The organism is Candidatus Omnitrophota bacterium, assembly GCA_023819145.1.
Lineage (GTDB): Bacteria > Omnitrophota > Gorgyraeia > DTHP01 > DTHP01 > JBFWKV01.
On record JAMWCW010000005.1, the window covers coordinates 83984 to 104180 of the forward strand.

Here is a 20197-nt window from a genome sequence, read left to right on the forward strand (position 1 = left end):
CTTAGTCCAGTCGTTTTATCCCTAATGAAAGAGCAATCTCGCGTGCTTCTAAATATTCATCCCTCGTTATTGCTCTGCCTATATGAGGGAAGTGATGTGCTTCTCCACAAGGAGTATATTGGGACATAATGTTTACATAACTCTCAGAAGATATATTTCCAGCAATAAATTTCATAATCTCTTTTGTTTCTTTCGTTTGATTAGGCATTACCAGGTGTCTAATAAGTAAACCTCGCTGGGCAACACCATTTTCTATAATTAAATTCCCCACTTGGCCATGCATTTTTTTAAGAATTTTTTTTAAATTTTCAAAATAATCACTACAGGAGGATAATTCTTGGGATATCTGAGAAGAATAAAATTTTGTATCGGGCATATAGATGTCAATGATGCCTTCTAAAATATCGATAACCTCTTCCGATTCGTACCCTCCACAGTTATAAACCAAAGGGATTGTGAGTCCTTCTTCTATGGCAAAAGTTAAGGCTTCTAAAATCTGTGGAACAAAATGTGTTGGAGTGACCAAATTTATATTATGGCATTCAAGTTTTTGTAAGAAGAGCATAATTTTAGCTAATTCTTGAGAAGAGATTTCTTTTCCCTCGCCTAAGTGACTTATCTCATAATTCTGGCAGAAGACACACTTAAGGTTGCAGTGTGTAAAAAATATTGTTCCTGAACCGTGTTCACCTACTAGACATTTTTCTTCACCAAAATGGGGGAAATAAGAAGCGACAGTTGCTTTTTCTCCACCTCCACAGAATCCCTTTTCTCCTTCGGCACGTTTAGCTCGACATTTGCGAGGACAAAGTTGACAGGGGGATAACCTTTCTTTTAAATATTCTAATTTCTTCGTTATTTTGTCTCTATTCTTGAGATATAGAGGGAGCATAAGAAATTTTGAGCTTTTTAGGCTTTAAGTTTTGTTTGAGAAAATTTTTAAAAGACAGAGAAAGAGCAGACTCTAACTTTTGAATAATGAGAGCCTCCGGAGTGCATTCATAAAAAATACTTTTGAGATTTAAGAAGTTCACCGTATCTCTTTTTATAATATCTAAATACACGAGAATTTCTTTGGGGGTAACATTTTTATGATATTTATTTATAAATTCATGGATATATTCTACTTTCCGCGCGTAGGATAAAAATACCACCGGTGGTTGTAGAAGAAACATTGTTTTTTCTGCAACTTCTTTTAATTTTATATAATTTATTTCTTCCTTTGCTATCTTTAGGTGGCTTAACATCTCTTCCAAAGTTTTAGTATATTCTTCTATAGAATAAACGCGTAAAGGTTTTTCTCCCATTTCTATACTGTATATTTCACCTGTAAGAAATAAAAGTTCATGAATTAAATAATCATCCATTATTTCTTCCAAATATTTTTTGAACGTATTTACTAAAGAAAATATTTTTCCTACAGTTTTTGCTTCTCCTCCTGAGTGGAGGATTGGCCATGCATAATCTATTGCTTTCTGGATGGGGATATCTTTATTAAAAATTTCGTGAAAGCCATTTTTAATTTCTTGAGAAATCGTAAATAGTTGGGGGATAATTTCTCTTCTGGTGCTACCACGGTTTATTTCTTCGCTAAAGTAGTTTAGTATTGAATAATCCTCAAAATCAACTTTTCCCTTTGAAAATATTTTTTTATATAAATCCTCTAACCATCCATAATCTTCGATATATATTTTTAAGGTATCTTCCACTCCCAATCCTTCCAGAACTTTCCATGTAAGACTCGATGATTTATGAGGAGGAAGTTCTATTTTATAAATAGTTCTTGCTCTTTCTATAATATCTTTTTGTATTTTTTTTCTATCGTAAAAAGGTTGTGGATGGCATGGGTGTTTAGAGGTATTCTTATTTAATGAAAGAATTATTTTTTGTCTTTCGTTAAACGTCTCTTCTTCACCAGAAAAAATATGTCGAAGGAGTTCGGGGATAATTATCCTTCTTGTTTCTTTTAAAATTTCTTCTAATTTGGGGTAAATTTCTTGGAGGGTGGTTTTATTCTTAGAGTATTTTTGGAAGAAGATGTTGATAAAACCGTTCTGAAATTTAGCATATCTTTCTATCGCTTTTTTGAAACCGGATTTTACTTCCTCCGTAGATTTGGATGTTCGGAAGTTAGTAAATTCTTTTACCTCTTCCTCCGAAATTGGTTCATTTAGATTCTCCCAAAAAATCCTAAAGACATACCTTCGTAAATCTTCCTCTGTATTCGCCATGCGAATCTCTTCGTCAGGGCTGTTTGTACTTAATGCGCCATTTTCCACCAGAAGTTTTATTTGCCAAGGGCGCATACGGAGGAGGGAATAATTTAGTATAAATTTAAGCAGGGAGAAATCGATATATTTAGAATGTTCTTTATAAAAGCATTTTACTAAAAATGTTGCCTTGTCCATCCATAAACGGAATTTTTTTCCGTAAGGAGGAATCTGTCTAAAGAGATGGGTTAACAAACCATATATCTCTAAATCAGACGGATTAGTCTTAGAGAGTAGTTTATCACTTTTGAACATAGCATAGAGGTATATAAAATTCCCCATTTCTTTCAGGCTATAGCCTCTTTCTTTCATTATGGAATAGAATTGGAACATCTTGGGTGGATAAATATCCTCTCCTGTAAATACATAATAAGCAGTTTCAATATAAATTTTTTCCTTATAGTAATTTTTTATTGCTGTGAAATCCAGGTTATAAGTAGGCATAATCTTTTCTGCTAAATTATAAATTTCTGACCGGCTGAGGGGAATATTTTTATTTTTTTCAATCGTCTTTATTAATTTTTCTCTTACTTGATAATTTTCCCATTCGGAGAAGGGTGATGTAGATAGTTCTTTTAAGAGTTCATTGCATACAACGGACATTAGTTGGTTGAGCTGATTAATGTTGGAGAATATTTTTTCTAAGAATTCTGAACTCCATCCTTTAACCTTAGATTTTTCCCACCAATATCTTATTTCATCGATATCAAAATTTAGTTGAAAGCTTTTTGATTTTTTTTGGATAAATTTTATTTCTTCTAAAGCGTTAAACATTTCTTCCTTTTCTTTTATTTCTCTGAAATGGAAAAATTGGACCCAATTGATCAATATTCCTAGGATCTCTTCTTTCTCTTCACTATTTTCCCAACTTAGTTTTAGTTCTATACCTTGATTTCTATAGAAAGATTCAATGAACTCTTTGTTTAGGAATAGAGTAAACAGGTTATTAAAAAATGTTTTTGTCTCCTCTTCACTTAGAGAGAGATTAAAAGTCCAGTCTACAAAAAACCCAATTTTCCCCATGAATTCTCGCAGTTGTCTTTTTTCTTCCCATCTCTGGGGATTAATTTTTGCAAGGTCAAGGGGTCCGTAGAGGCGTTGAAAGGAATCAAGCGAATAAAATAGCCTGAAGCGAGAGAGGTATTTTTTAATCATATCTTCTGCTTCTTCAGGATTCTTCTGGTAAAAATTAAGCCATTTTTCTGCCCAGTAGCTTAGAGAAGATATATAGAAGTTTTTTCGCAAGATACTTACCTCTTCATATTTACCATAAATTTCAGTAAAAAACCTTTCTTTCTTTAAGGTATTCATGAAGTTAAAAAATAACGGTATTTCTTCCTTTTTGATTCTATTTTCCCAGAAAAATTCACACCAAGAGAGGAGATTCCCTATAAAAATAGCTTCATCAAGTCTTTTGTCCTCCTCTTCCAATAGCGATAACTCTTGTTTATATGCGAGCCAGCGTAGCCTTACCGCTTCGTTAATATTTAATTTTTCTTCGCGGGTGAGAGGAGGAAGGAATCTTCCCATTTCTTTAATAACAGTTTCTGCAACGTCAATGAACTGGGCATATTCTTTATCTTCTATGCCACTATTAACTAACCAAACAATTATTTCTTTCTGAAGATTCTTTTCTTTTAAAGAGCCGTAGGTATATCCAAAGATGCCTCCTGTATTCTTCAAGAAAAGTTTCCTTCTTTCTTCCCATTCTTGTTTTGAATATTCAGAGAGAGTAAGGGTATCCAATGTTTTTATTTTTTCCGTTTCCCAATTGAGATATTCCTCGATTTTTTCTAATGGGAGATTGCGCAGGTCTAAGAATAAGAATTTTTTATCCTCATCGATATATAGTGAAAGAGATTCTATATCTTTAAGTCCCAGATATTTTTTCAATTCTGCGTAGTAGAGGTATAGTCCCAAAAGTCGCGGATCGGTGATTTCTTCCAAATGAGTTTTTTCGGGATAAGGAAGGAGAGCAGAAATATATTTTGCCCACCATTGGGGAAGATTCTCAAGTTCTTTTGTATTTACCGGTAGGATAGAAAAAAGATTTGTAATATCATTTATGTAATTTCTTATATTTTCTTTTTTGCGGAATCTTTTAGCATAGTTAATGAATATCAATTCTAAAATTTCTTCGTTCGCTTCGCGCAGAGAAAGTTTTTCCTTAAGAGGATTAATTTCTTTTTTTATATCTATTTGGCTTTCTTCAATAATTTTCCTTATTCTTTCTCGGAATTGTTTATCCTTTTCCCAGAGTTTATCTAAGTATTCTATGTTTCTTAGCTCTTGTTCTTGGGCATTTTTAAACAGATCCCTTCTTCTTTTTAAAGATTCTTCTTTCTCTTCTTCCGCGCGGATAAATTTAAAAGCGTGAATTTTCTGGTTATAGTTTTTACTAACAAATTCTTTTCTTCTTTTTTCTCTTTCTCTTAAAATGAATGGTTCAATCCTTAAAGAATTAACGATTCTTTTCCAAGAGATATTTAATCCGGTGGGAATTAAGGAAAGATGATTAAAACGAGATAAGCCACTTATTATGCTCCATATTTCTGTCTGATATCTCTGATATTCTTCCCGAAACTCATAAATTCTTTTTTGTTCTTCTATGTATTTCAAAAGGATTGAATTTAAACCATAGGCACCATAGATTCCTATGCCCCCTTCCTTTAAACTTCTAATAGCATTGTTTAAATTTTCTTCGCAAATCTTTTCGCTCTTTTTTGTAGAGTTAAGGAGTTTATCGTATAGATAATTTGCTTTAGAAAATATTAGCCATTCCTCTTTTATTTTGCTTTCCCTTTCTTTGTAGAGGTATGTTAAAAAATCTGTTTCTTGTGTAGAGGGATGATTTAATTCTAACTCCACGAATTTTAAATAAGGGTCGCGTTTTTTAATTTCTTCTAAATTGAATAACGAATATGCCTTCTGTAACTCTTTTGCATCAAACGGTTCTACTTTATTATAAGGAACGTTTTTTTTCTTAAGAGCGATATTTTCTCTTCTTGTCTGGTAAAGCTCTTCCTCAAGATTATTTTTGATTAGCTTCAGCTCGCTTAGGTCGTCTAAAGGGATTAAACCGATTCTTTCTTTGACAGTAAACATTTTTATCACACCTTCAATAAGAGAGCTTATCTTTTCAATTTTTTCCTCTTTTTTTTCAAGATTTTTAAAGGTATAAAGAGATTTTATACTCTCTAATTTCTGTTCCTTATCTTTGATTGCGTTTATAATTGAGGCAATCTCTTTGTTTAAGAAGGGGTATATTTTTTCTAAAATTAGTTTTTCTTCATATTTATTTAAAACCGGCATTTGGATAATCTTTGTATGAATTAAATCAAAAGCGCAATTCTGTTTTTTTTCTAAGAGGTGATTTTTTAGATTTAAAATCCTTATTCTTTGTTGGGTTATACGTTCCTCTATATCCGGAGAAATTATCTTCTCTAAATCTCTGATTATAGCTTCCTGTTCGGAGAGCAAATCACTTATGAATTTAATCCTATTTTTGGTCATTTCTAAGAGTTCCAAATTGTAAAGTCTTCCTTTATTTTCCTTTTCTTCTTCTAATTGCTTTCTTAAGTTATAGTATTCTTTAAGAGAGTTTAATTTTGATGTATTTATAATAGAGAAAGAAGCAAGAGGTTCGGCAGTTATTTCCAATCTAAAGGGTAGCGAAAAACTTTCTTCTGTACTCTCTTCTTTAGGATGGAGAATAATTCTGCCTTGTCCTTTTGCTAATAAGGCGAGTTCGTTATTATTAATTTTTTTAATTAATTCTTTTTTTTCTTTACTAAATGCTTTTTCAGAGAAGTGTTTTTTATGAAAGTTTTCTATATCAAGATTAAGAATTTCTTCATCGTAATCGTAAGCATCGAGATTATCTATTTGTGGAACTTTAATTGCATTCTTTAAATCCAGCCAAAGTAAAGAAATTAGTTTCTCTTTATCTAAAACGATAAGTTCTTGTTTTAAGATTTCTATTCTCTTTATCTTTCTGTCAAATGGTGTATAAAGTGGAGAGTCTATACTCAAATCATATAATTTAGTGGTAAGATTATAGATTTCTTTTTGAAAATTGTATGCTTCTTGTGCTGAGCTTAAGCATAACCAGTTATAAAATATTCTATTAAATAGATTATATTTTTCGTTTTCGTAACACAATTCTCTCCAGGTATGGAGGGAGGAGAAATAATCATGTTTTGAAGCCATTTTTTTTAGAATAGACAAATCCCTCTCTATTTTTTTCAGAAAGAGGGAATTTTCTTCAACATATTTAAGGAGGGTATCTAATTTTGGGAGAGAGGAGAGGTTTATTTTTAATTCATTATTGGAAGAATTTGTTTTGTGTATCAGAAGTTCTTTTCTTAATAATTCTTCTTCCTTGTCAAGTCTTATTAGAGATAGAGAGGCTTCTAAAAAAATGTTTTCTATGGAGGAATATTCTTCAAAAGAATTGGATAATCCTTTTGCCTCATTGATTTCCTCTATTATTTTTCTGAGAATTTCTCTTTTTTTCTGGATATATTTAAGTTGAAGATTAATTTTTTCCTCAATAAAAGCATTTTCTAACTCAGCGATTTTAAGTTCAATTTTATTCCGTTCATAGTATAGATTGTATATTTCTCCTAATATGGAAGGAGGGATAGGAAAAGTGAAGAAAACATAGGGAATATTTGTAGAGGTATTGAGATAGTAGACTAAATTAGGGTATTTTTCTTTTCTTTCTTGAAAATAGCTACTGTCCCATTCTAAAAGCTCTTCTTTCTTTTTTATTATTTCTCTCTCAATGCCCGTTTTTATATTTTTAAAGAGCGATTCTTCTTCTATCAGAGTATTAATGTTAAATTTATCTTTAAGTATTTGATGATAAAAAGATTTTTCTTCGTTTTTCTTTTTAAGCTCCTCTTCTAATAATTCTTTTTCCTGATTTAACCAAAGATTTGCTTGGGGATTAATTTCGGAGCGCAAATAAGAAATTCGTGAAAAAGACTGGATTATTTCTTTGATTGTTTCAATTTCTTTGTCTTTGTACTTTAGAGAATACAAAAATTCAGATAAATCTTTTAAGATTATAAATTTTGTCTTTTCAATTTCCAATTCGTAAAGAGTATAAACCAACCCTTCTCGCAGCAGAATGGGATTGGATACATTTTGTGGTGAAGTGGTAAGCAATCGATGGGTGGAAGAACGTTTAAGAAGTTCTTTTTTAAAATATTCTAAACGGGGAGATTTTTTAAATAACTCCTCTTGCCATTCTTCGGCAAGTAGAGAAGAGGTAGATTTAAATAAGAGAAGTAAAAAAAATATTATTTTTAACATTGTACAACATAATAACACAAACTTTCTCCACCGTCAAAAATTTTGTTTGTTTTAGGTCTTTTTAGTATAATATTAGTAAGAAATAATGAAGAACTTTCAAATTGCTCAAATCTTTAGTAAGTATGCTGATATCTTGGAGATAAAGGAGGATAATCCCTTTAAAATACGCGCCTATCGAAAGGCGGCCCAGAGTTTAGAAAGCCTTACCGAAGATATCGATAAACTTGCACGCGATAACCGTCTTCAAGAAATTCCTGGAATAGGGAAAGACCTTGCAGAGAAGATAAAAGAATTTCTTAATAAAGGAAAGATTTCCAGTTTTGAAGAATTGTGTAAGAGTATTCCTGAAGGTGTATTTAGGATGTTGGAAATTCCCGGTGTAGGCCCCAAGACTGCCAAGATGCTTTATGAAAAGATAGGGGTTAAATCCATAGAAGAATTAGAAAAGCTTGCAAGGGAGCACAAATTAAGTGGACTTCCGGGACTAAAGGACAAAACTGAAGAAAATATTTTAAAAGGCATAAAACTTTTAAAGAAGGGAAGAGAGAGAATGCTCTTGGGAACTGCTTTGCCCTTAGCGGAATTAATCATTTCAGAATTGAAGAATCTAAAAGAGGTGAAACGTATTACTTACGCTGGAAGTCTTCGTAGGATGAAAGAAACAGTTCGCGATATTGATATTTTGGTTACTTCTACTCATTCAGAAAAAGTAATGGAATATTTTGTAAAACTTAAGCAGGTAAAAGAAGTTTTGGCCAAAGGAACAACTAAATCGAGCATTTTGACTTACGAAGGTATTCAAGTGGACCTGCGTGTGGTTGAGCCAGAGAGCTTTAGTTCTTGTCTTTTATATTTTACCGGCTCAAAACAGCATAATATTCATTTACGCACTTTGGCGCAGAAGATGGGATTAAAGGTAAGTGAATATGGAGTTTTTGAGGAGAAGACAAATAAGAATTTAGCGAAAAATAAAGAGGAAGAAGAAATATACAAGATTTTAGGCCTTAGTTATATCCCCCCTGAACTGCGCGAAGATTTAGGTGAAATAGAAGCAGCACAATCAAGAAAACTTCCCCAACTTTTAGAGTTAGAAGATATAAAAGGCGATTTGCATCTTCATTCTGACTGGTCTGACGGAATGCATTCTTTGGAAGAGCTTGCTAAAGAAGGGATAAGAAGAGGCTATGAATATATTGCGATAACCGACCATTCCCAGAGTTTAGGAATTGCACGGGGGTTAGATGAAGAGAGATTATTGAGGCAAATCGAAGAAATAAAAAAAATAAATCAGAAATTAAGAAACTTTCGTCTCCTCTGCGGAACAGAAGTGGATATTCGCAAAGACGGGAGTTTAGATTTAGATAAAAAGGTTTTAGAGAAGTTAGATGTAGTAGTTGCTGCTTTACACACAGGGTTTAAACAATCAAAAGAGGAATTAACTAAAAGAGTAATTAAGGCTTTTGAGACAGGTTTGGTTAATATACTTGCCCATCCTTCTGGTAGACTCTTGGGAGAAAGAGAAGCTTATGAATTGGATTATCAGACTATTTTTAAAGTGGCTAAGGAAAAAGGAGTTTGCTTAGAAATAAACTCTTATCCGCAAAGACTTGACCTTACCGATGTTAACGCTCGCGCTGCAAAGAATAATGGGATTATTTTGGCTATTGGTACGGATTCACACAGTTTAAGTCAATGGGATTATATGCGGTTAGGTGTGGCGGTAGCTAGAAGAGCTTGGTTGGAGAAAAAAGACGTTCTTAATAGCCTTCCTTTGAAAGAACTGTTTAAGAAATTAAAGAGTCTAAGGTAAAGATAAGAAAAGTTACGGGGTGTAACTAAAGTTTACAAAAACAAGTTATTTTTTGATAGATATTTATGTATTTCAATTTATTAAAGTAGAAAAAGTTACTCCCTTTTTTCTTTTATCAAGGAATTTTATAATTCCGTTTTTAGGATAGGTAGTTATAAGTTTATATTATTAAGTATCTTAAATGAATTGTATTTTTGATTTATTTTATAATTTTTTGGTATGATATTTGCTCATTATAAAAAAAGAGAACCGATGTTTAGAATATTGAGGTTAAAAAGGTTTTTGAGAGTAGGGTTAACATTATTAATATTATTCTTTTCTAGTTTTTTTCCATTATTTGCAGAAGAAATTAACCTTCCTCCCGTAGTTAAAATTTCCTGTCAACCTAAAGAAGGCCTTGGCCCGTTAGAAGTCCAGTTTTCTAGCGAAGGGACTTCAGACCCCGAAGGAGACGAGATTTCCTATTATTGGACATTTGGGGATGGAACCCATTCCGCAGAAGCCAACCCCAAACACCTATTTAATCATCCACCGGCAGAATATTTTGTGCAATTAATGGTTACCGACAACAGAGGTTTAACCACGGTTTCTTCTCCTCTTAGAATTAAGGTCAAAGCGGTTGGAGAAAATATTAACAAAAAAAGAATTGTAGAGTTTCAAGAAAAGCAACTCTCTTTTGTATATAAAGAACAGTTTCGGCTTAAAGATTTATATCGCTCGGGACCGTATGTAAGGGGAGAAATAGATATTGCCGGGACAGGTTTTGCCCTCGCAGGATTGTGTATTGCTGTAGAGCACGGTTTAATCTCAAGAGATAAAGCGCAAGATTTTGCTTTAGCAACCATTAAACGCTGTTTAGAATTGCAAAATAATCCTGAAACGAATTTTTCAGGATTTTTGTATCATTTCTATCTCTGGGACCAGGTGAAAGAGAAATTTTATCATAAACCCGATGTGGAAGTTTCTACTATTGATACCGCTTTACTTTTATCAGGAATGCTTACCTCTGGAGAATACTTTGGAGGTGCGATTCGTGATAGGGCGGAAGAGTTTTATTCTAAAATTAACTGGAAGAGATTCTTTGAACCTGCGCGGAGGCAGTTCCGTATGGCTTGGAAAAATGGGAATTTCTTTGGGTGGTGGGATTTTTATACCGACGAAATATTATTAATTGCACTCTTAGCCGTAGGTGCGCCTAATCCTGAATATCGGGTTTTCCCTGAAGACGCTTTCTCAGGATTCAGGGTTAATTTTGGTAAGTACAATTTGGGAGAGAAATATGTTTATTCTTGGTGGGGGGCTTTGTTTACTTATCTTTATGCGCATATCTTTCTTGATTTTAAGAGATTGGGTCCGGATAGGTTTTACCGCGTAGATTGGTGGGAAAATACAAAACGGGCAATTGAGGCAGACATCAATTACTGTCGCGATGAAGGATATCCGGAAAATGTCTGGGGTTTAACCGCCTGCTGGTCAAAAAGCCGTCCTCGCTGGGATGAGTGGGAATATCGCTCAGATGTAGGAGGAGGATTATCTGGAGAGGGTTTGCGTTACGGTAATAAAAAAAATGAAGTTTGGCCCATAGCTCCTTTTATTACTATTGCCTGTATTCCTTTCTTTGATTTGGAAGATGACCTCAAGAATAACCCTGCCTTTTTAGCTTGGGATTTTATGGAGAAAAACATTTATAATCACGAAGGATTTATAGTGGAGTCTTTAGATGCAAATAGTTTAGATAAAGAAGGCAGACCTCAACAAAACTCTTCTTTTATTGTGGGAATGGATGTTTTAACCCCCGTGTTAATGATAGAGAATGCCTTTTCGGGTCTTATTTGGGAATACTTTATGCGCAATTACTATGTCCAAAAAGCTATAGACATAGTTTTTAGATAACTATTTTTCAAAAAATACTCTTACCGAATAGCCAGATTTTATATTACCTGTGCAGTTATAATTAATATTTATAGTAGGAGCATGCAATAACCATTTTCTTCCTGAAAGTTTTTTGCTTAAAGGAGAAAATTATGTTAAAATAAAACACCTATTCTTTTATTATTTTAAAATGAGCACAGTTTATAATTATAGTTTAAAAGACTGGATGAAAGAAGTTATTAAAGAAGAAGAAATCGTTCGCTATCTGGATGGTGAACAGGATTTTATTAATGATGAGGAAATTTGGGGGAAACTGCGTAAGAACGTTTGTCCTTCACCATCACACATCAGAGAAATTCTAAAGAAATCGCTTTCTATTCAGACCTTAGAACCCGATGAAACTGCTTCTCTTTTGAATGTAAAAGATGAGGCTTTATGGGAAGAAATATTTGAAACGGCATCTGTAGTAAAAAAGAAAGTTTATGATAACCGCATCGTTACTTTTGCTCCTCTCTATTGTTCAAGTTATTGTGTAAATAATTGTTTATACTGCGCTTTTAGAAGCGAAAATAATTCAGTTAAAAGAAAAAAACTTTCTTTGGAAGAGATAAAGAGAGAGGTAGAGGTTTTGACAGGAGAAGTTGGACATAAACGCCTTATCGTTGTTTACGGAGAACATCCCTCCACAGATGTGGATTACATTGTAGATACCATAAAGATTATTTACGGAGTTCAAGTAAATACAAAGAATGGTTACAGTTCAATAAGGCGGGTGAATGTAAATGCTTCACCTATGGCAATAGAAGACCTAAGAAAATTAAAAGAAGTAGGTATTGGCACTTATCAGGTATTTCAGGAAACTTATCACCATGAGACCTATAAGAGAGTGCATCCTCAAGATACTATAAAGTCAAATTATCAATGGCGGCTTTACTGTATGCATAGAGCACTGGAAGCAGGAATTGATGATGTGGGAATCGGTGTTTTATTTGGTCTTTACGATTGGAGATTTGAGGTTATGGGACTTCTTTATCATACACGAGAATTGGAGAAAAAATTTGGTATCGGACCACATACAATTTCCTTTCCTCGTCTTGAGCCTGCTTTTAATACTCCTTTTGTTCAAGAAACAAAATATAAAGTTTCGGATGGTGTTTTTAAGAAATTGATTGCGGTGATAAGATTAGCTATTCCTTACACGGGGATGATTATCACTGCCCGTGAGCCAAAAGAAATTCGCCGGGAGATGTTTAAAGTTGGTTGTACCCAGACCGACGCTTCTACAAAGATTGGTATTGGTGCTTATAGTGATAGATACAACGAACAGGAAGCAGAAAGGCAACAGTTTCTTTTGGGAGATACACGCAGTCTTGATGAAGTGATTAGAGACTTTGCGCAGATGGGTTATATAACTTCCTTTTGCACTGCCGGATATCGTTGCGGTAGAACAGGCGAGTGCATTATGGAACTTCTAAAGTCAGGCAAAGAGGCAAAGTTCTGCAAGCTTAATGCTATTCTTACTTTTCGGGAGTGGTTAGATGATTTTGCTTCTGAAGAAACAAAAACTGTTGCGGAGAAAGTAATTTTAGGGGAGATGGAAGAGGTAAAAAGACAAATTCCTTCTGCATATCCTAAATTGTTAGAATATTACGAGAGAATAAAAAATGGAGAAAGGGACATCTATTTTTAGAAAAAGAAAAGAATACCTCGCTTATCTTAATAAATTGGTTAATATCACCAAGAAAGATTTCAAAGTTAGGCTCTGGTTTGCAGAAATCTTAGGTAAGCGATGGTCTTATCTTACAGGTGAAAGAGAGTTTTTTGATTATTCAACCGAAAAGATTCAAATCACAGAAACATTAGGAATGGTGATTAATGATTGGGGAAAGGTCACTAAAGAAAAGAAAGAGAGTTTTATTAGTTTGATTAAGGAGAAGATAAACCAGGAGGGAGAATCATGAATTTTTTCTGGGCACTGGGGGCAAGTATTCTGGTAAGTCTAATTGCTTTTATTGGAATCTTTGGGCTTTTGGTTAAGGAAAAATTATTAAATAAAGCTTTATTGATTTTAGTAGGCTTTTCCGCAGGAGGGCTTATTGGTGGAAGTTTCCTCCATCTTTTACCCGAGGCTCTGGAAGAAACAAAAGAAGCCAATTTCGTATTTTTAAATGTGATTTTGGGTTTTATTATCTTTTTCATTTTAGAAAGATACTTTCGCTGGCGCCATTGCCATAAAGGAGGAAAATGCGAAAATCACCCCTTTACCTATTTAAATCTGTTGGGCGATGGGATTCATAATCTTGGGGACGGTTTGGTTCTGGGAGTGAGTTTTTTCACCGATTTGAAATTAGGATTTGTTACTACTTTAGCCATAATTTTGCATGAAATTCCTCAAGAATTGGGTGATTTTGGGGTTCTGATTTTTGGGGGATTTAGTCGCACTAAAGCGCTTATTCTTAATTTTATCTCCGCTTTGAGTGCAGTTTTAGGGACAGCATTGGGCTTTTTATTTGCTGCTCAGATAAGTAATTTTTCCCAATTTCTTTTGCCCATTGCGGCAGGAGGTTTTATCTATATTGCTTCCTGTGACTTAATACCCGAATTGCATAGACAACCCGATATAAAAGAAGCAAATTTCTCTATGCTCTTTTTCATTTTAGGAATATTTCTTATGTGGGGACTGAGAGTTGTTTCCCATTAGAAAGGAAATTTTGTGCACGAGACGGTTTTTGCCAACGAAATATTAGCATTCTTAAAAAGAGTTTTAACTCAGGAATCAGTGCGAAAAAAAATTGTGGTAAATGTGAAATTGAGTCCTTTTAGCCATGTTAGTCCAGAAAATTTAGCAGAGGCTTTTAACAATTTAATAAGTGATACTGAATTTAAAGGGACAAAGATAGTGATTATGCCTTTAGAAATTTTGGCTAAATGCAAGAAGTGTAAAAATATTTCCTCTATAACCCGCAAAGGATTAAATTGTCAGAAGTGTGGTAGCGACAATTTAGAATTAAATGTAGACAAGGAATTTTACATAGAATCCATTGAGTTACATGAAGAATAATTTGTTAGAAGGAGATAGATGGAACACTTGTCTTTAGATTTAAGGAAAAAGATTCTAAACTACCAAAAGAACGAACTCACTGACCATATAGTATACAAAAAACTTTCCTCTCTTGTGAAAAATACTCAACATGCGGAAATTCTCAAGAGAATTGCGGATGAGGAGTTTTGCCATTATGAGATTTTTAAAGAAACGACGCACAGTGAGGTTAAACCAAGTTATTTTAAGATTTTCTTTTACGTTTTTGTCTCTCGGTTTTTCGGTCTAAATTTTGGTCTGAGGCTTATGGAAAGAGGAGAGGATATTACCCAGGGTAATTACAGTGAGATTAAGAATTTGTCTTCTAAGATAGAAAAAGTAATTTCCGATGAAACAAATCATGAACACGAACTCATCAGTTTAATTGATGAAGAGCGACTTAAGTATGTCAGTTCTATGGTCTTGGGTCTTAACGATGCACTGGTTGAATTAAGTGGGGCTTTAGTAGGGTTCACGCTGGCGCTTCAAAAGACAAAGTTGGTGGGGATTGTCGGTTTAATTACAGGGATTGCCGCTTCTTTATCCATGGCTTCTTCAGAGTTTCTCTCTACTAAGGAAGAGAATTCAGAGAAAAATCCTCTTAAGGCAAGTTTATATACGGGCATTGCCTATGTGGGAACAGTTGTGCTTTTAGTACTACCCTATTTTATTTTCAAAAATATCTTTTTCAGTCTGAGTTTAGTGATTGTAAATGCCATTATGTTAATTCTTATCTTTACTTTCTATATTTCCGTTTCCAGGGGTCTTAATTTCAGAAAAAGATTTTTCGAGATGGCAGGAATAAGTTTGGGAGTTAGTCTGATTAATTTTGGTATTGGTTTATTTATCAGAGGTGTTTTTGGCATAGAAGCATAAAAAAAGAAAGGGATAATTATGTTAAAAGATTTGACACAGATGGAAGAGGGTGAATTAGGGATTATAAAAGAATTTCGAGGAGGTATAGGTTTTGTGAGAAGGATAGAGTCTTTAGGAATACGAGAAGGTAAGAAGATAAAGAAAATAAGTTCCCAATTCTTAAGAGGGCCACAGACAATCGAAATAGATAACTGTCAATTTGCCATCGGCTTTGGTATGGCAAAAAAGATTTTGGTAGAAGTCAAATGAAGAAAATACTCCTCATGGGAAATCCCAATGTTGGTAAGTCTGCAATTTTTTCCCGTCTTACAGGCGCAAGGGTAGTTATTTCTAATTATCCAGGAACAACCGTAGAATTTACCCAAGGGAAAATGAAGGTGGGGGAGGAGATTTTTATGGTTATTGATGCGCCGGGGACATATACCCTTGAGCCTACTTCTAAAGCAGAGGAGATAGCGGTAGAGATGCTTAAAGGAGGAGACACAGTCATTAATGTTGTAGATGCTACTAATTTAGAACGCAACCTCTATCTTACATTGCAACTTTTAGAAAGAGAAATTCCCATCGTTGTAGCTTTAAATATGTGGGATGATACAAAGCACAGAGGGATTGAGATTGATATAAGTAGATTGGAAGAGATGCTTGGCGTTCCGGTGGTGCCTACTTGTGGTTTAACTGGGGAGGGAATTAAAAAATTAATTAGCCGTGTTTCTGAAGCAAAAATTCCCAAATTTAAATTTTCTTCCGATAAAGAAAGATGGGAAACAGTGGGTAAGATTATTTCTTCGGTACAGAAAATAACTCATCGCCACCATAGTTTCTTGGATAATTTAGAAGATTTTAGTATTAAACCATTAACCGGCATTCCTCTTTCTTTTGGGGTTATCTATGTTACTTTTTGGATAATTCGCTTTTTAAGTGAAGGACTTATTAGATATTTATTTGACCCTATTTTTCAGAATTTTTGGCTTCCTTTGATGAATAAACTAAGTATCTTTTTAAAAGAGGGTAATTTTTTACACACTGTTCTTATTGGTAATCTTGTGGAGGGGAAAATCAGTTTTGGTAGTTCTCTGGGAGTTTTAACTACGGCTCTTTACGTTCCTTTAGCCATGGTCCTTCCTTACATTCTAAGTTTTTATCTTCTTTTAGGCCTCTGGGAAGATTTTGGATATTTGCCACGTTTAGCAGTACTGGTGGATAACTTAATGCACCGTATCGGTTTGCACGGATATGCTATTGTTTCTTTTATTTTAGGTTTGGGTTGTAATGTTCCTGGCGCATTAGCGATAAGACTTTTGGAAGGAAGGCGCGAGAAGTTTATTGCAGCCACATTAATGGCGATTGCGGTTCCCTGCATGGCGCAGATTGCCATGATCATAGGTTTAGTAGGAAAAAGGGGAGGCGAGTATGTGGTTTTAATCTTTGCCATACTTTTTTTGCTTTTGATAATTAAGGGTCTAATCCTAAATAAATTTCTAAAAGGAACAAGCCCGGAACTCTTGTTAGAAATCCCTCCCTACAGAATACCCCAGACGAAAGCAGTGGTTAAAAAACTTTGGATGCGTATTTTTATTTTTATTCATGAAGCGGTGCCACTGGTACTTTTAGGAATTTTTTTCATTAATTTACTCTACGCATTCAAAATAATTGAATTTTTGGCAAAACTTTTTTCTCCGCTTCTCATTGGTTTATGGGGTGTTCCTAAAGAAACTATTTCTGCTTTATTAGTGGGTTTTTTAAGAAAAGATGTAGCGGTGGGGATGCTTGCTCCTCTTAATCTTACCACAAAAGAACTTGTTATTAGTTCAACGGTTCTGGCGGTATATTTCCCCTGTATTGCTACGTTTTTTGTTTTAGTGCGGGAGTTGGGGATAAAGGATACTTTAAAAGCAACCCTCATTATGCTTTCTACCGCTCTGTTTTTAGGTACGATTTTGAATTTTTTCCTTCCTAATTAGTATGGAGAGATTAAGTAGAGCTTTCTTTTCGCGTCATCCGAAAATAGTTGCCCCTTTTCTTTTAGGAAAATTTTTGGTAATAAATTCTAAAGAAGGGAAAATAATTACTAAAATTGTGGAAACAGAAGCTTACGGAGGAAGATATGATTTGGGGTGCCATGTGGGGAGATTTGGTTATACCAAAAGGACAGCTCTTTTATTTGGCAAAGTGGGTTGTGCCTATATTTACCCTGTGCATATCAACACCTTCTGCTTAAATGTGGTATGCCATACTAAAAAAGATGCAGGGGGAATTTTGTTAAGGGCTTTGGAACCGCTTAAAGGGAGGGAGATTATCTTGAAAAATTTGAGGAAAAGGGGAAGAGGTTTTGATGTGAGAAAATTATTAAATGGTCCGGGAAAAATCTGTCGGGCTTTGAAGATAGATAGCAGTTTAAATGGTTACGACTTGATTAGGGGTAGAAAAGTTTATCTTGCTGAAGGAGAGAAAGTGGCTAAAGACAAAATTATTGCTACTTCCAGAATAAATATCCCTTATGCCGGGATTTCTAAAAATTGGTTATGGAGATTTATCATAAAAGATTCGGAATTTCTATCAAGAAGATAAGAGGGAATATGAATTTATTATGTTTACAAAAAAATTTAAAGTAATTAGACAACCCTTTCCCCATGTTTTAATTAAGACCAACAAGGAACTTCATGGTTGGTATCGGGGCAAGAGGGAGTGTACCGCTGAGCGAATGTTGATTAATCCTTATAATGGTTGTTCGGTAGGTTGCTTCTATTGCTATGCCAGAGCGCTCCCTGGTTATTTTGGGATATTTAATCAAAAAAATATAGTTTTTGTCTGTAAAGACTTTGATAAATTAATCTCAAGACAACTTGATGCTTTAAATATTGCCAGCTGTGGTTACCTCTCTCCAGTTACCGACCCCTTTCAGATTTTAGAAGAAACTTATCATCTTTCAGAAAGAATAATTGAAGAATTTATTAAAAGAAACATTCCTATAGAATTTATTACCAAATGTAAGGTTCCCGAAAGAGTCATTGATTTAATAAGGACCCAGAAACATTCCTTTGGGCAGATTTCTATCTTAACGACTAAGGAAAACTTAAGAAAGATACTTGCTCCCGGTGGGGCAGATACTATTGAGTTATTTGACAACTTAAAGAGGCTTTCTAAAAAAGGGATATTTTCTGTATGTAGGATTGACCCGATATTTCCTTTTATTACTGATGAAAAAAAAGAGCTTTCTAAAGTAATTGAAAGAGCGATTGACGCCGGGGCAAGACATATTGTAGCAAGCATTTTAGATATTCCTTTAAGGATAAAAAATTTTGTTTTCTATAAAATCAAAAAACACTTTGGTTCTGGAATCTCTGTAGAATACAATTCTTTATATAAAGAGAAGATTGGTTATCTAAATGCTAAGATAGACTATCGCCGAAAAATATTTGAATTTTTAAGAGGATTTTGTGACAAAAAGAAGGTTACTTTTTCCTTGTGTATGGAATATGAATTAAAAGATAATAAAATACAGGGACTAAATCAAGAATTTATGAGTTCAAAGAATTGCGAAGGGATAGATATTCCTTTATATGTGAAAAAAGATAAAAACTTTGAAGTGCTTTACGATTGTTCAGGGAATTGCTTAAATTGTAACAGGCCTCTTTGCGGCATTAAAGATTTAGCGATGGCACGATCTCCAGATACACGCAAGGATTTTAAATTGAGGGATTACAGAAGATGGTCAAGGGAATTCTAACCCCTAATTTTACACTATGAGTTCAACACTATCTGTCAAATTAGCAAGGTTGATAGACGAAAAAGCAAGCAAAAATTTGGGTATTTCTACTTTGGTTTTAATGGAGAATGCCGGTCGTTCTGTCGCAGAGGAGGTAATTAAATTAAAGAGTAAAAAAATTGCTATTTTCTGCGGTAAAGGTAATAACGGAGGAGATGGATTGGTTTCTGCCAGGCATCTTTTATGCAGGGGAATAAAGCCGGAGGTGTTTTTATTGGGAAAAACCGGAGAGGTTAAAAATGAGGCAAAAATAAATTTAGAGATTTTTTTAAATTTGGGGGAGAAGGTTGTAGAGATAAATGAAGTGAACTTAAAGAAGATAAAATTTATAAATTATGAGTTGATTATCGATGCCATCTTTGGGATAGGGCTAAAAGGAGAGATAGCAGGAATTTCTAAAGAGGTTATCGATTCCATAAATTTTTCAGGAGCCTATGTTATTTCCGTAGATATTCCTTCAGGTTTGGATGCAGACACAGGAAAAGTTATGGGTAGTTGTGTAAGGGCAGATAGCACAATTACCTTTTTGGCAAAAAAGAAAGGAATGCTTAGAAATGAAGGACCAAAATATTGCGGTAGGATTATTGTAAAAGATTTAGGTTTTCCTTTTGAAAACAGAGAAAATTTTTATCGCCGCGATTCAATACGCAATTTTCCGCAAATCAAAACGAAATAAAGCACCCCTTTACCACCTTTATCAGCAAATATTTTACTCGGCTACATCCCGCTACATTTTGCTTGACAAGCAAGAATTTTTGTGTTATTTTTTCGAAAAAAGTAACACGATGGAAAGATTAATTAGATTTGGTGTTTCTTTGCCGAAGGAGCTATTGATTAAATTTGATAGGCTCATCAGAGAGAAAAATTATTCTAACCGCTCCAAGGCAATTGGAGATTTAATCAGAGAGGTTTTGGTTAAAAAAGAGTGGCTTGAGGGAAAAGAAGTCGCCGGAGCGATAACCCTTATTTATAACCATCATAAGGATGAACTCTTGGAGAGGCTTACCGATATCCAGCATGAATTTCAGAAAGTGATTATTTCTACCCAGCATATTCACTTGGATGGAGATAATTGTCTAGAAATAATTGCGGTGAGGGGGAAGCCCCAAGAAGTTAAAAAGTTAGCTGATAATCTGAAAGTATTAAAAGGAGTAAAGCACGGAACTTTAAGTATGTCAAGCACAGGGAAAGAGATTGTTTAAAAA

The 20197-nt window shown here is 34.2% G+C and carries 15 protein-coding genes; 13 read left to right on the plus strand and 2 right to left on the minus strand.

Annotated elements, in window-relative coordinates; all coding sequences use genetic code 11:
- Position 1: 1 nt before the first annotated feature.
- On the minus strand, positions 2 to 892 hold the full coding sequence (locus tag NC818_03935) for a radical SAM protein (GenBank protein ID MCM8783907.1): 891 nt from the start codon (positions 890 to 892) through the stop codon (positions 2 to 4).
- The gene (locus NC818_03940) at positions 867 to 7589 is read right to left on the minus strand and encodes a hypothetical protein (GenBank protein ID MCM8783908.1); all 6723 of its coding nucleotides are present in this window, start codon (positions 7587 to 7589) and stop codon (positions 867 to 869) included. The genes NC818_03935 and NC818_03940 overlap by 26 nt, the downstream gene beginning before the upstream one ends.
- 85 nt (positions 7590 to 7674) lie before the next feature.
- Here NC818_03940 and polX point away from each other — a divergent pair, with 85 nt between their 5' ends.
- The 13 genes from polX to nikR all read left to right on the plus strand — a co-directional run bounded on the left by polX (position 7675) and on the right by nikR (position 20194).
- Positions 7675 to 9399: a DNA polymerase/3'-5' exonuclease PolX gene (gene polX / locus NC818_03945; protein MCM8783909.1), complete on the plus strand. Its 1725-nt coding sequence runs from the start codon at positions 7675 to 7677 to the stop codon at positions 9397 to 9399.
- A 252-nt stretch (positions 9400 to 9651) separates the two neighbouring features.
- Complete coding sequence (locus NC818_03950; protein MCM8783910.1) at positions 9652 to 11292, plus strand: PKD domain-containing protein; 1641 nt, start codon at positions 9652 to 9654, stop codon at positions 11290 to 11292.
- A 169-nt stretch (positions 11293 to 11461) separates the two neighbouring features.
- Positions 11462 to 12961: a [FeFe] hydrogenase H-cluster radical SAM maturase HydG gene (gene hydG / locus NC818_03955; protein MCM8783911.1), complete on the plus strand. Its 1500-nt coding sequence runs from the start codon at positions 11462 to 11464 to the stop codon at positions 12959 to 12961.
- Positions 12936 to 13232 (plus strand): hypothetical protein, encoded by a 297-nt coding sequence (locus NC818_03960; GenBank protein MCM8783912.1) that lies wholly within the window; start codon positions 12936 to 12938, stop codon positions 13230 to 13232. The genes hydG and NC818_03960 overlap by 26 nt, the downstream gene beginning before the upstream one ends.
- Positions 13229 to 13972, plus strand: a complete 744-nt coding sequence (locus NC818_03965) for a ZIP family metal transporter (protein MCM8783913.1) — start codon at positions 13229 to 13231, stop codon at positions 13970 to 13972. The genes NC818_03960 and NC818_03965 overlap by 4 nt, the downstream gene beginning before the upstream one ends.
- Before the next feature lie 12 nt (positions 13973 to 13984).
- Entirely contained in the window at positions 13985 to 14332 is a 348-nt protein-coding gene (locus tag NC818_03970; protein ID MCM8783914.1) for a hydrogenase maturation nickel metallochaperone HypA, read from the plus strand.
- 18 nt (positions 14333 to 14350) lie between these two features.
- On the plus strand, positions 14351 to 15226 hold the full coding sequence (locus NC818_03975) for a VIT1/CCC1 transporter family protein (protein ID MCM8783915.1): 876 nt from the start codon (positions 14351 to 14353) through the stop codon (positions 15224 to 15226).
- An 18-nt stretch (positions 15227 to 15244) separates the two neighbouring features.
- On the plus strand, positions 15245 to 15475 hold the full coding sequence (locus NC818_03980) for a ferrous iron transport protein A (protein MCM8783916.1): 231 nt from the start codon (positions 15245 to 15247) through the stop codon (positions 15473 to 15475).
- On the plus strand, positions 15472 to 17187 hold the full coding sequence (locus tag NC818_03985) for a ferrous iron transporter B (protein ID MCM8783917.1): 1716 nt from the start codon (positions 15472 to 15474) through the stop codon (positions 17185 to 17187). The genes NC818_03980 and NC818_03985 overlap by 4 nt, the downstream gene beginning before the upstream one ends.
- 1 nt (position 17188) lies before the next feature.
- Positions 17189 to 17794: a DNA-3-methyladenine glycosylase gene (locus tag NC818_03990; protein ID MCM8783918.1), complete on the plus strand. Its 606-nt coding sequence runs from the start codon at positions 17189 to 17191 to the stop codon at positions 17792 to 17794.
- Between the two features lie 19 nt (positions 17795 to 17813).
- On the plus strand, positions 17814 to 18953 hold the full coding sequence (locus NC818_03995; GenBank protein ID MCM8783919.1) for a hypothetical protein: 1140 nt from the start codon (positions 17814 to 17816) through the stop codon (positions 18951 to 18953).
- Between the two features lie 16 nt (positions 18954 to 18969).
- Positions 18970 to 19668 carry an NAD(P)H-hydrate epimerase gene (locus NC818_04000; GenBank protein MCM8783920.1) on the plus strand — a complete coding sequence of 233 codons (699 nt, stop codon included), beginning with the start codon at positions 18970 to 18972 and terminating at the stop codon, positions 19666 to 19668.
- A gap of 109 nt (positions 19669 to 19777) precedes the next feature.
- Positions 19778 to 20194 carry a nickel-responsive transcriptional regulator NikR gene (gene nikR, locus NC818_04005; GenBank protein ID MCM8783921.1) on the plus strand — a complete coding sequence of 139 codons (417 nt, stop codon included), beginning with the start codon at positions 19778 to 19780 and terminating at the stop codon, positions 20192 to 20194.
- Positions 20195 to 20197 lie beyond the last annotated feature (3 nt).

What these genes read in the sequence shown, in the direction of transcription:
- NC818_03965 (MCM8783913.1), top strand. Translation starts at nt 13,229, where the DNA reads ATGAATTTTTTCTGGGCACTGGGGGCAAGTATTCTGGTAAGTCTAATT.
- polX (MCM8783909.1), top strand. Translation starts at nt 7,675, where the DNA reads ATGAAGAACTTTCAAATTGCTCAAATCTTTAGTAAGTATGCTGATATC.
- hydG (MCM8783911.1), top strand. Translation starts at nt 11,462, where the DNA reads ATGAGCACAGTTTATAATTATAGTTTAAAAGACTGGATGAAAGAAGTT.
- NC818_03935 (MCM8783907.1), bottom strand. Translation starts at nt 892, where the DNA reads ATGCTCCCTCTATATCTCAAGAATAGAGACAAAATAACGAAGAAATTA.
- NC818_03995 (MCM8783919.1), top strand. Translation starts at nt 17,814, where the DNA reads ATGTTTACAAAAAAATTTAAAGTAATTAGACAACCCTTTCCCCATGTT.
- NC818_04000 (MCM8783920.1), top strand. Translation starts at nt 18,970, where the DNA reads ATGAGTTCAACACTATCTGTCAAATTAGCAAGGTTGATAGACGAAAAA.
- NC818_03940 (MCM8783908.1), bottom strand. Translation starts at nt 7,589, where the DNA reads ATGTTAAAAATAATATTTTTTTTACTTCTCTTATTTAAATCTACCTCT.
- NC818_03960 (MCM8783912.1), top strand. Translation starts at nt 12,936, where the DNA reads ATGGAGAAAGGGACATCTATTTTTAGAAAAAGAAAAGAATACCTCGCT.
- nikR (MCM8783921.1), top strand. Translation starts at nt 19,778, where the DNA reads ATGGAAAGATTAATTAGATTTGGTGTTTCTTTGCCGAAGGAGCTATTG.
- NC818_03985 (MCM8783917.1), top strand. Translation starts at nt 15,472, where the DNA reads ATGAAGAAAATACTCCTCATGGGAAATCCCAATGTTGGTAAGTCTGCA.
- NC818_03990 (MCM8783918.1), top strand. Translation starts at nt 17,189, where the DNA reads ATGGAGAGATTAAGTAGAGCTTTCTTTTCGCGTCATCCGAAAATAGTT.
- NC818_03950 (MCM8783910.1), top strand. Translation starts at nt 9,652, where the DNA reads ATGTTTAGAATATTGAGGTTAAAAAGGTTTTTGAGAGTAGGGTTAACA.
- NC818_03975 (MCM8783915.1), top strand. Translation starts at nt 14,351, where the DNA reads ATGGAACACTTGTCTTTAGATTTAAGGAAAAAGATTCTAAACTACCAA.
- NC818_03980 (MCM8783916.1), top strand. Translation starts at nt 15,245, where the DNA reads ATGTTAAAAGATTTGACACAGATGGAAGAGGGTGAATTAGGGATTATA.